The organism is Xanthomonas cucurbitae, assembly GCF_002939885.1.
Taxonomy (GTDB): Bacteria; Pseudomonadota; Gammaproteobacteria; order Xanthomonadales; family Xanthomonadaceae; genus Xanthomonas; species Xanthomonas cucurbitae.
Genome location: NZ_MDED01000062.1, coordinates 1 through 11,234, shown reverse-complemented (window position 1 = coordinate 11,234; position 11,234 = coordinate 1). Strand labels below are relative to the sequence as shown.

13 protein-coding genes are annotated in these 11,234 nt (G+C 67.4%); all 13 read left to right on the top strand.

What is annotated here, in order from left to right; all coding sequences use genetic code 11:
* The coding region (locus XcuCFBP2542_RS19860; protein WP_211293029.1) for a hypothetical protein at positions 1-302 on the top strand (302 nt) is incomplete at its 5' end.
* A gap of 24 nt (positions 303-326) precedes the next feature.
* Complete coding sequence (gene fliE / locus XcuCFBP2542_RS18110) at positions 327-698, top strand: flagellar hook-basal body complex protein FliE (protein ID WP_170067026.1); 372 nt, start codon at positions 327-329, stop codon at positions 696-698.
* 13 nt (positions 699-711) lie between these two features.
* Complete coding sequence (gene fliF, locus XcuCFBP2542_RS18105) at positions 712-2,436, top strand: flagellar basal-body MS-ring/collar protein FliF (protein WP_104605565.1); 1,725 nt, start codon at positions 712-714, stop codon at positions 2,434-2,436.
* A gap of 10 nt (positions 2,437-2,446) precedes the next feature.
* Positions 2,447-3,436 (top strand): flagellar motor switch protein FliG, encoded by a 990-nt coding sequence (gene fliG, locus XcuCFBP2542_RS18100; RefSeq protein WP_104605563.1) that lies wholly within the window; start codon positions 2,447-2,449, stop codon positions 3,434-3,436.
* Positions 3,433-4,053, top strand: coding sequence for a FliH/SctL family protein (locus tag XcuCFBP2542_RS18095; RefSeq protein WP_104605561.1), 621 nt, complete (start codon positions 3,433-3,435; stop codon positions 4,051-4,053). The genes fliG and XcuCFBP2542_RS18095 overlap by 4 nt, the downstream gene beginning before the upstream one ends.
* On the top strand, positions 4,050-5,426 hold the full coding sequence (locus XcuCFBP2542_RS18090; RefSeq protein WP_104605559.1) for a FliI/YscN family ATPase: 1,377 nt from the start codon (positions 4,050-4,052) through the stop codon (positions 5,424-5,426). Before XcuCFBP2542_RS18095 ends, XcuCFBP2542_RS18090 begins: the two co-directional genes overlap by 4 nt.
* A 3-nt stretch (positions 5,427-5,429) precedes the next feature.
* Positions 5,430-5,885, top strand: coding sequence for a flagellar export protein FliJ (fliJ, locus tag XcuCFBP2542_RS18085; protein ID WP_104605557.1), 456 nt, complete (start codon positions 5,430-5,432; stop codon positions 5,883-5,885).
* Complete coding sequence (locus XcuCFBP2542_RS18080; protein ID WP_104605555.1) at positions 5,882-7,156, top strand: flagellar hook-length control protein FliK; 1,275 nt, start codon at positions 5,882-5,884, stop codon at positions 7,154-7,156. The genes fliJ and XcuCFBP2542_RS18080 overlap by 4 nt, the downstream gene beginning before the upstream one ends.
* Positions 7,157-7,347: 191 nt before the next feature.
* A complete protein-coding gene (locus XcuCFBP2542_RS18075) occupies positions 7,348-7,875 on the top strand; it encodes a flagellar basal body-associated FliL family protein (protein WP_104605553.1) in 528 nt (175 codons plus the stop codon).
* A 10-nt stretch (positions 7,876-7,885) separates the two neighbouring features.
* The gene (fliM, locus tag XcuCFBP2542_RS18070; RefSeq protein WP_104605551.1) at positions 7,886-8,899 is read left to right on the top strand and encodes a flagellar motor switch protein FliM; all 1,014 of its coding nucleotides are present in this window, start codon (positions 7,886-7,888) and stop codon (positions 8,897-8,899) included.
* The gene (gene fliN / locus XcuCFBP2542_RS18065; RefSeq protein WP_104605549.1) at positions 8,896-9,234 is read left to right on the top strand and encodes a flagellar motor switch protein FliN; all 339 of its coding nucleotides are present in this window, start codon (positions 8,896-8,898) and stop codon (positions 9,232-9,234) included. Before fliM ends, fliN begins: the two co-directional genes overlap by 4 nt.
* Positions 9,231-9,638, top strand: a complete 408-nt coding sequence (fliO, locus tag XcuCFBP2542_RS18060) for a flagellar biosynthetic protein FliO (RefSeq protein ID WP_104605547.1) — start codon at positions 9,231-9,233, stop codon at positions 9,636-9,638. The genes fliN and fliO overlap by 4 nt, the downstream gene beginning before the upstream one ends.
* A 1-nt stretch (position 9,639) precedes the next feature.
* A complete protein-coding gene (gene fliP / locus XcuCFBP2542_RS18055) occupies positions 9,640-10,485 on the top strand; it encodes a flagellar type III secretion system pore protein FliP (RefSeq protein ID WP_104605545.1) in 846 nt (281 codons plus the stop codon).
* The last annotated feature ends 749 nt before the right edge of the window (positions 10,486-11,234 follow it).

Sequence of the window (11,234 nt, the reverse complement as noted above, 5' to 3'; positions counted from 1 at the left end):
CCAGCCTCCATACTCCGGCGCCGCGCGTTGCCATGCCTGTAAGAGGGTATCGCCCTCATCCGGCGCTGCGCGCCACCTTCTCCCGCCAGCGGGAGAAGGAAAGCCTGGTGGCGCGTGATTTGTCGGTTGCCCTGCAACTGACCATCCATCGCTCCCTTCTCCCGCTTGCGGGGGAAGGTGCCCGAAGGGCGGATGGGGCCGTGCATCCACACTCAGATGCCGCGCGTTGCCATGCCTGCAGCCGCATGGCGACCGCGCCGGAATCTCGTCGCCATTTCGGCACGCCGCTTGCATCGTCGTGAGTGCCTCCCAGGCTGAGCGCCCCCATGAGCGATTCCGTCACCTCCATCCTCTCGCAGATCCGCAGCTACCAGACGCAGATGGGCCAAGGCCCGATGGGCGCGGTGGGCGATGCGGCGCGCGGCAATCAGATCCAGGGGCTGGGCGGGGCGCAGGGAACCCCGGCCACGCAGGCACCGAGCTTCAGCGAGACTTTGCGCGGTGCGCTCGGCAGCGTCAACGAAGCGCAGCAAAAGTCCGGCGCGCTGGCCAAGGCCTTCGAAATGGGCGACCCCAGTGCCGACCTGGCGCGGGTTATGGTCGCCTCCCAGCAGTCCCAGGTGGCCTTCCGCGCCACCGTGGAAGTCCGTAACCGTCTCGTCCAGGCTTACCAGGACGTCATGAACATGCCGCTGTAAGGATTGACGACACATGGCACTCGCGATCAGCAGAGAAAACGTGAACCAGAACGCCGAAAAGGCGGGTCAATGGTTCGACCGTGTCCGCAGCCTGCAGATCACCCGCAAGCTGACCATGATGGCGATGATTGCCGTGGCGGTGGCGGCAGGCCTGGGGGTGTTCTTCTGGTCGCAGCAGCCCGGCTACCAGGCGCTGTACACCGGCCTGGACGACAAGGGCAACGCCGAGGCGGCCGACCTGCTGCGCACCGCGCAGATCCCCTACAAGATCGACCAGGCCACCGGCGCCATCTCGGTGCCGCAGGATCGCCTGTACGACGCCCGCCTGAAGCTGGCCGGCTCCGGCCTGACCGGCAAGGAAACCGGCGGCGGCTTCGAGCTGATGGAAAAGGACCCGGGTTTCGGCGTCAGCCAGTTCGTGGAAAGTGCGCGTTACCAGCACGCCCTGGAAACCGAGCTGTCACGCACCATCGGCACCTTGCGCCCGGTACGCGAGGCGCGTGTGCACCTGGCCATTCCCAAGCCCAGCGCCTTCACCCGCCAGCGCGAGGCGGCCAGCGCCTCGGTGGTGCTGGAACTGCGCGGCGGCCAGGGCCTGGAGCGCAACCAGGTCGATGCCATCGTCAATCTGGTGGCCTCCAGCATCCCGGACATGACGCCCGAGCGCGTGACCGTGGTCGACCAGAGCGGCCGCATGCTGTCCATCGCCGACCCCAATAGCGACGCCGCCCAGCATGCCGCCCAGTTCGAACAGGTGCGCCGCCAGGAAAGCTCCTACAACCAACGCATCCGCGAATTGCTGGAGCCGATGACCGGCCCGGGCCGGGTCAATCCGGAAACCAGCGTGGACATGGACTTCTCGGTGGTCGAAGAAGCCCGCGAGCTCTACAACGGCGAGCCGGCCAAGTTGCGCAGCGAGCAGGTCAGCGACACCAGCACCAGCGCCACCGGGCCGCAAGGTCCTCCCGGCGCCACCAGCAACAGCCCCGGCCAGCCGCCGACACCGGCGGTCGCCGGCGCGCCGGGCACCCCGGCCACGACCAATGGCCAGGCCGCCGCAGCGGCCGCGCCGACCGAAAGCTCCAAGAGCGCCACCCGCAACTACGAATTGGACCGCACCTTGCAGCACACCCGTCAGCCGGCCGGCCGCATCAAGCGGGTGTCGGTGGCGGTGCTGCTGGACAACGTGCCGCGCCCCGGTGCCAAGGGCAAGATGGTCGAGCAGCCGCTCAGCGCCGCCGAGCTCACCCGCATCGAGGGCCTGGTCAAGCAGGCGGTGGGCTTCGACGCGGCGCGTGGCGACACGGTGTCGGTGATGAATGCTCCGTTCGTGCGCGAAGCGGTGGCCGGCCAGGAAGGCCCCAAGTGGTGGGAAGATCCGCGCGTGCAGAACGGTCTGCGCCTGCTGGTCGGCGCGGTGGTGGTGCTGGCGCTGCTGTTCGGCGTGGTACGCCCCACCCTGCGCCAGCTCACCGGCGTGACCGCAATCAAGGACAAGCAACGCAAGGCTGGCAACGATGGCACTCCGCAGAGCGCCGACGTGCGGATGGTCAACGACGACGAGGATCTGATGCCGCGCCTGGAAGAGGACACCGCGCAGATCGGGCGTGACAGGAAGACCCCGATCGCCCTGCCGGATGCCTACGAAGAGCGCATGCGCGTGGCGCGCGAAGCGGTCAAAGCCGATTCAAAACGTGTTGCACAAGTCGTGAAGGGATGGGTCGCCAGTGAAGCCTGAAACACAACCGATGACCGGAGTGCAGCGCGCCGCGGTGCTGCTGCTGTCGCTGGGTGAGAGCGACGCCGCCGAAGTGCTCAAGCACATGGACCCCAAGGAGGTGCAGAAGATCGGCATCGCCATGGCCACCATGACCGGCATCTCGCGCGATCAGGTCGAAAAGGTGATGGACGAGTTCAACGGCGAACTGGCCGGCAAGACCTCGCTGGGCGTGGGCGCCGACGACTACATCCGCAACGTGCTGATCCAGGCGCTGGGCGCGGACAAGGCCGGTGGCCTGATCGACCGCATCCTGCTGGGCCGCAACACCACCGGCCTGGACACCCTGAAGTGGATGGACCCGCGCGCGGTGGCCGACCTGGTGCGCAACGAACACCCGCAGATCATCGCCATCGTGATGGCCCACCTGGACAGCGACCAGGCCGCCGAGTCGCTGAAGAACCTGCCCGAGCGCACCCGTGCCGACGTGCTGCTGCGCATCGCCACGCTGGACGGCATTCCGCCCAACGCCCTGAGCGAGCTCAACGACATCATGGAGCGCCAGTTCGCCGGCAACCAGAACCTGAAATCCTCCAACGTGGGCGGTATCAAGGTGGCGGCCAACATCCTCAACTTCCTGGACACCGGCGCCGACCAGGGCGTGCTGGGCGAGATCAGCAAGATCGACGCCGACCTGGCCACCAAGATCCAGGACCTGATGTTCGTGTTCGACAACCTGGTGGACCTGGACGACCGCGGCCTGCAGACCTTGCTGCGCGAAGTCTCCGGCGAGCGCCTGGGCCTGGCCCTGCGCGGCGCCGACGTCAAGGTCCGCGAGAAGATCACCCGCAACATGTCCCAGCGCGCCGCCGAAATCCTGCTGGAAGACATGGAAGCACGCGGCCCGGTGCGCCTGGCCGACGTGGAAGCGGCACAGAAGGAAATCCTCACCATCGTCCGCCGCCTGGCTGACGAAGGCGCCATCAGCCTGGGCGGTGCCGGTGCGGAGGCGATGGTATGAGCGAGATGGTCACCCGCTGGCTGGCACCGGACCTGCACATGGCCCTGGCCCTGCCGGAGCCGGAGTACGACGCGCCGGCCATGCTCGAGCCGGTGCTGCGCCCGCCGACCCTGGAAGAGATCCAGGCCATCGAGGACGCCGCTCAGCAGGAAGGTTTTGCCCGCGGCCATGCCGAAGGCTTTGCCCAGGGCCAGTCGGAAGTGCGCCGCCTCACCGCGCAGATCGACGGCATCCTGGACAACTTCACCCGCCCGCTGGCGCGGCTGGAAAACGAAGTGGTCGGCGCGCTCGGCGAGCTGGCCGTGCGCATCGCCGGCCAGTTGGTCGGGCGTGCCTACCAGGCAGACCCGCAGCTGCTGGCCGAACTGGTGCAGGAAGCCATCGATGCAGTCGGCAGCGCCGGCCGCGAGGTGGAAGTGCGCTTGCACCCGGACGACATCGCCGCGCTGCTGCCGCATCTGGCACCCAGCAGCAGCACCCGCGTGGCCCCGGACCTGAGCCTGAGCCGCGGCGACCTGCGCGTGCACGCCGAGAGCGTGCGCATCGACGGCACCCTGGACGCGCGCCTGCGGGCAGCGCTGGAGACCGTCATGCGCAAATCCGGAGCAGGCCTGTGAGCGCCTTGTTGGGAGCCACCCCGGCCGACTGGCTGGATGCACGCAATCTGCGCCTGGCCACCCGCCTGGGCGGCCTGGGCCTGGACCCGGCCGCCGGCCGTACCCTGATCCGCGAAGGCGTCCTGCGCCGCGCGGTCGGCCTGACCCTGGAGGCCACCGGCTGCGAAGCGCCGATGGGCGCCACCTGCAAGGTGGAAGTGGACGGCGGCTGGGTGGATGCCGAAGTGGTCGGTTTTGCCGGCGAACGCACCTACCTGATGCCCAGCGCCGAACTGCACGGCCTGCTGCCCAACGCCCGCGTGGTGCCCTCGCGGCGCCGCGGCGGCGTGGAAGTGGGCGAAGGCCTGCTCGGCCGCGTCATCGACAGCGACGGCACCCCACTGGACGGCAAGGGCCCGATCCGCGCCGAGGGCAGCGTCGGCATGGCCGGCGTGTCGATCAACCCGCTGGCGCGCGAACCCATCACCACCTCGCTGGACGTAGGCGTGCGCGCCATCAATGCCATGCTGCCGATCGGCCGTGGCCAGCGCGTGGGCCTGTTCGCCGGCTCCGGTGTCGGTAAATCGACGCTGCTGGGCATGATGACCCGCTTCACCTCGGCCGACGTGATCGTGGTGGGGCTGATCGGCGAACGTGGCCGCGAAGTGCGCGATTTCGTCGAAACCACCCTGGGCGAAGAAGGCCTGCGCCGCGCCGTGGTGGTGGCCGCCCCGGCCGACCGACCGCCGCTGGCGCGCCTGCATGGCGCCTACCGCGCCACCGCCATTGCCGAGTGGTTCCGCGACCAGGGCTTGAACGTGCTGCTGCTGATGGATTCGCTGACCCGCTTCGCCCAGGCGCAGCGCGAGATCGGCCTGTCGGTGGGCGAGCCGCCGACCACCCGCGGCTACCCGCCGTCGGTGTTCGCCAAATTGCCGGCGCTGGTGGAGCGTGCCGGCAACGGCGCCAAGGGCCGCGGCTCGATCACCGCCTTCTACACCGTGCTGACCGAAGGCGACGACCCGCAGGACCCGATCGCCGACGCCGCCCGCGCCATCCTGGACGGCCACATTCTGCTCTCGCGTCGGGTGGCCGACAGCGGCCTTTACCCGGCCATCGACCTGGAATCCTCGGTCAGCCGCGTGGTGCAGGACATTGCCGACGAACCCTGGCGCCTGCGCATCCGCAAGCTCAAGCGGCTGCTGTCTGCCTACACCGCCAACCGCGACCTGATCGCCATCGGCGCCTACCAGCGCGGCAGCGACCCGGCCACCGACGAAGCATTGGCGCGTTGGCCGGAAATCGTCGAATTCCTTGGTCAGGACGTGCACAAGGCATCGGTCCTGGGCGACAGCCTGGCCGCGCTGCAGCAACTGGTGGAACCCGAGAACTAATCCATGATGCAGTCCAAGCGAATCGACCCCCTGCTGCGCCGCGCGCAGGAACAGGAAGACCAGGTGGCCCGCGACCTGGCCGAGCGCCAGCGTGCCCTGGACACCCACCAGTCACGCCTGGAAGAACTGCGCCGCTATGCCGAGGAATACGCCAACAGCCACATGGCCGGCACCAGCGCCGTGGCGCTGAGCAACCGCCGCGCCTTCCTGGACCGGCTCGACAGCGCCGTACTGCAACAGGCCCAGACAGTGGAAAGCAACCGCGCCAAGGTGGAATCCGAACGCACCCGCCTGCTGCTGGCCAGCCGCGAGAAACAGGTACTGGAACAGCTGGCGGCCAGTTACCGCGCCCAGGAAAACAAAGTGATCGAACGCCGCGACCAACGCGAAATGGACGACCTCGGCGCCCGCCGCGTGCGTCTGGCGCGTTCCGAAGACAGCCAAGGAGACGCCGCATGAACCCCCTGTCCGCCTTCGCCGCCGGCCTCGGCGCGCTCGCCGGTACCGGCAAGAAATCCAGCTATAGCGACCCGTCGTCCGAGCCGGACCCGGCCAAGGACCAGTTCGCGCGCATGCTGCATCCGGCACAGACGCCCAACCAGGCGCCCGAGCGGGTGCCGGCCAAGCCGGCCGCGCCCAAATCCAGCCAGCCCGACACGCCGCGCACCGACGAGGATCACGGCGACGACGCCACCGGCGATGCCACCGCCCGCCCACGCGCGCAGGATGGCGATGCCAAGCCCGCGCCGTCGGCCAAGGAGCCGACCGCCAAGGACAGCAACACCGCCGCCGCGAGCGACAAGCCCACCACCGCCGGGAAGAACGGCCAGGACAGCAAGGACGCGCCTGCCGATGCCGCCACCGCCAGCGAGGCCGGCTGGCCGCCGCCGGGTCTGGGCGGATTCGGCATGAGCCTGCTGGCCCAGGCCGTGCCAGGCGGCGATGCATTGGTCGCTGCGGCCGCTGCGCTGGCGGCCAGCGTGGCCAACGCCGCCGGCACCACGCCGACCACCACTGCCCTGCCGACCGACGCGACCGCGCCAGCTGCCACTGCCAGTGTCAGTACCGCCCTGCCCTCACTGGGTGCGCTCGCGCCGGCAGCCGCCATGGCGGCCAAGTCCACCTCCACCACCGCAGTGAGCGGCGATGCGCAGACCGCCGCGCTGATGGGCCTGGCCGCAAAAGCCTTGGCACCGGCCGACGACGACGGTGCCGCATCGGCAGGCCCGGATGCCCCGGCCTTCGTGCTGCCCACCGCCGCCGCGCCCGCGCTCAACCGCGTGCAGGACCCGGCGCCGATCTTCAGCGCCTCGCCCACCCCAACCCCGGAAATGGGCAGCGACGGCTTCGACGATGCCATCGGCGCCCGCCTGAACTGGCTGGCCGACCAGAAGATCGGCCACGCCCACATCAAGCTCACCCCCAACGAGATGGGCCCGGTCGAAGTGCGGTTGCACCTGGAAGGCGACAAGGTCAACGCCAGCTTCACCGCCGCCCATGCCGATACCCGACAGGCGCTGGAGCAGAGCCTGCCGCGGCTGCGCGAGATGCTCGGCCAGAACGGCTTCCAGCTCGGCCAGGCCGACGTAAGCCAGCAACAGCAGAACCCGTCCGGCAACCGCCAGGGTGGCGGCAGCGAGGGCAACGGCCTCAGCCTGGACGACAACCCACCCGTCGGAATTCCGTCGGTGGTGTTACGCCAGCGTGGATTGCTGGACGCCTACGCCTGACCCTGACCACTGCAACCCCCGCCGGCGCTCCTGCAGCGCCGGCGGGGCCGAGCCGTCGCCACTGAGCTCATCCCCTGCGGCGCAAGGCGCGCGGGGCGTCTTTCGCGTCGCCATGAGCCCGCGCCAGGAAGTCGACGCGGTTTTGGCATGCCGATTGCATCACCCAGGCGAGCACTCTCCTGGAGCACACCGTGGCAGCGGCCAAGAAACCTGAAAAGACCGAAGAGAAAGACGAAAAAGGCGAGAAGAAGAAGGTCGGCAAGAAGTTCGTCCTGCTGATCGCCATCGCTGTCGTGGTGCTGGCAGCGGCCGGCGGCGGCGCCTGGTTCTTTCTTGGCCACAAGAGCGGGGAGAAGAATGGCAAGCATGCCGCGCCCAAGGTCGCCGCCGTGCCCAAGCCGGCCCAGTATTTCCCGATGGACCCGGCCATCGTGGTCAATCTCGCCGATCCCGGCGATGGCCCGCAGTATCTGCAGGTCGAAGTGCAGCTGGTCACCCGCGACCCGGAAGATCTCAAGCTCATCACCGAAAACGCCCCGGCCATCCGCGCGCATCTGCTGATGCTGCTGTCGCAGGTCAAGGCCACCGATGTGGCCGACCTGGCCGGCAAGCAGAAACTGCAGAAATCCGCGCTGGCCGAAGCGCAGAAGGTCATGACCAGCGAAACCGGCAAGAAGTGCGTCGAAGAACTGCTGTTCACCAGTTTCGTCACCCAGTAAGGCCTGCCCCATGAGCGTCAGCGATCTGCTTTCCCAGGACGAAATCGATGCCCTGCTGCATGGCGTGGATTCGGGCGCGGTCAACACCGAGCCGGAAGCCCTGCCAGGCGAGGCCCGCCAGTACGACCTGTCCAGCCAGGACCGCATCATCCGCGGGCGCATGCCGACCCTGGAGATGGTCAACGAGCGTTTTGCACGCTTGTGGCGCATCGGCCTGTTCAACCTGATCCGGCGCTCGGCCGACCTGTCGGTCCGCGGCATCGACCTGGTCAAGTTCAACGAATACATGCACTCGCTGTACGTGCCCACCAATCTCAACCTGATCCGCTTCAAGCCGCTGCGCGGCACCGGGCTGATCGTGTTCGAACCCACCCTGGTGTTCACCGTGGTGGACAACTTCTTCGGCGGCGACGGCCGCTTCCACACCCGCATCGAAGGCCGCGAGTTCACCGCTACCGAGATGCGCGTGATCCAGTTGATGCTCAAGCAGACCTTCGCCGACCTGAAGGAAGCCTGGGCACCGGTGATGGAGGTGGACTTCGAATACATCAACTCGGAGATCAACCCGCACTTCGCCAACATCGTCACCCCGCGCGAATACGTGGTGGTGTGCCGCTTCCATGTGGAACTGGAAGGCGGCGGCGGCGAGATCCACATCACCCTGCCGTATTCGATGCTGGAGCCGATCCGCGAATTGCTCGATGCCGGCATCCAGAGCGACCGCAACGACCGCGACGAGAGTTGGAACATCATGCTGCGCGAGCAGCTCAACACCGCCGAGGTCGCGCTCTCCAGCGTGCTGGCCAGCAAACGCATGACCCTGCGCCAGCTCACCGGCCTGAAGGTCGGCGACATCCTGCCGATCGAGCTGCCCGCCCAGGTGCCGCTGTGCGTGGAAGAGATCCCGATGTTTACCGGCGAATTCGGCGTTTCCAATGGCAACAACGCCGTGAAGATCACCGCCGTGCGTCCACCTGGCGTACAAGCCCCGCGTGCCGTTCCCTCCCAGGACTCCACCCCATGATGAATTCCGACATCCTCGACGCTGCCCCTGCCACCTTCGAGAGCCTGCAGGCAGAACACGACCAGAACGCCACCGACCTCAACCTGGACGTGATTCTGGACGTACCGGTGACGCTGTCGCTGGAAGTGGGCCGCGCGCGCATTCCGATCCGCAACCTGCTGCAGCTCAACCAGGGCTCGGTGGTGGAACTGGAACGCGGCGCCGGCGAACCGCTGGACGTCTACGTCAACGGCACCCTGATCGCACATGGCGAAGTGGTGGTCATCAACGACCGTTTCGGCATCCGCCTGACCGACGTGGTCAGCCCCAGCGAGCGGATCCGGAGGCTGCGGTGATCGGGCTACTGGCCTTGGCCGCGCCTGCCGCGACCAAGGCCACCCAGGTAGGCGCACAGGCACCGGCCACGCCCAGCCTGTTTGGCGCGGTCTTTGCACTGCTGCTGGTGCTGGCGCTGATCGTCGGGCTGGGCTGGTTGCTCAAGCGCATGCCCGGCAGCGGGTTCCGCAATACCGAGGGCCTGCGCATCGTCACCAGCCTGGCGGTGGGTGCCAAGGAGCGCGTGGTGGTGGTAGAGGTCAATGGCCAGCAGTTGCTGCTGGGCGTGACCGCCGGCGGCATCACGCCCTTGCATACCTTGCCCGAACCGCTGCCGCCCACGCCGGCGGCCAGCCTGCCCGACTTCAAGCAACTCCCCAATTTCGCCCAGCTGCTTGCCCAGAAGCTGCGCAAGGACCGGTGACATGTTCAGTAGCTGGAATCGCTGGGGGCGCAGCCTCCGCCTGGTGTTGATCCTGCTGGTGATGAGCTGCCCGCTGCTGGCCGCCGCCACGCCGGCCGCCTTGCCGTCGATGGCGCAGGCCGCCGCTCCCGCTGCCGCGCCAGCGGCGGTTCCGCCTGGCTCCAACCAGTTGCCGACCCTGCCGAACGTCAGCGTGGGCCGCATCGGCGACCAACCGGTGAGCCTGCCGCTGCAGACCCTGCTGCTGATGACGGCGATCACCCTGCTGCCATCGATGCTGCTGGTGCTGACCGCCTTCACCCGCATCACCATCGTGCTGGCGCTGCTGCGCCAGGCGCTGGGCACCGGTCAGACCCCGTCCAACCAGGTGCTGCTGGGCCTGGCAATGTTCCTGACGGCGCTGGTGATGATGCCGGTCTGGCAGAAGATGTGGGGCGCGGGCCTGCAGCCCTACCTCAACAACCAGATCGACTTCTCCACTGCCTGGACCCTGACCACCCAGCCGCTGCGCGCCTTCATGCTGGCGCAGATCCGCGAGACCGACCTGATGACGTTCGCCGGCATGGCCGGCGACGGCAAGTACGCCGGTCCGGACGCGGTACCGTTCCCGGTACTGGTGGCCTCGTTCGTGACCAGCGAGCTGAAGACCGCCTTCGAGATCGGCTTTCTGATCTTCATCCCGTTCGTGATTATCGATCTGGTGGTGGCCAGCGTGCTGATGTCGATGGGCATGATGATGCTGTCGCCGATGCTGATCTCGGCACCGTTCAAGATCCTGCTGTTCATCCTGGTGGATGGATGGGTGCTGGTGGTGGGTACGCTGGCGGCGAGCTTCAACGCTTCCTAGCGGTACGGCCAGCTCCCGTCTTGCCGCGGTCACGCGAGCGGAGCAGCCACTCCCCCGACCGCAGCCAGCTCGCCAGCCTTTGCGTCGGCATCGGCTTCGGAGTTGGCTTTGGCTTTGGCTTTGGCTTTGGCTTTGGCTCTGGCCTTTGCTCTGGCCCTTGCTTCCAGGGGCCCCATACCGCAGCGGCAAGGCCGGCAGATACAACCCGCAGGGCGGCGCGCATGGATGCGCGGCGTTTTTGTAAGGGACAGGGATGTCCCTTACAAAAATTTCTGTCGGACTTGCGGACCCGGAGCGCCGCAGGCGCGGAGGGCGCGAGGACGGGGTGTGCTTTCTTTTGGTTACTTTGGTCAGCCTGCGGCTGCCGTAAAGCGCTTCTTTGCACAAGCAAAGAAAAGTGACTCGCGCCCGCGAGGGCGTGAAAGCCGTTGATTTCGTTGTGTTGCGTTGATGATGTGAAATCAAAAGCTGTGAGCAACAGCAAGTGCAGAGCTTTCGCTCCCCTTCGGGGAACGAGTCACTTGATCAGCCTTCGGCTGCTGTAAAGCGCTTCTTTGCTTGTGCAAAGAAAGTAACCAAAGAAACACACACCCGTCCTCGCGCCTTCCGCGCTACGCGCTCCAGGTTCGCAATCCGGGTAGAAATTTTTGTAAGGGACGGTGGATTCGCCCGCGAAGTGCAACAGTCCTATAACGTAGCGGGCCAGGTGTCGTAGCCTGAGCCCCTACACGACCAAGTGGAGTTGCACA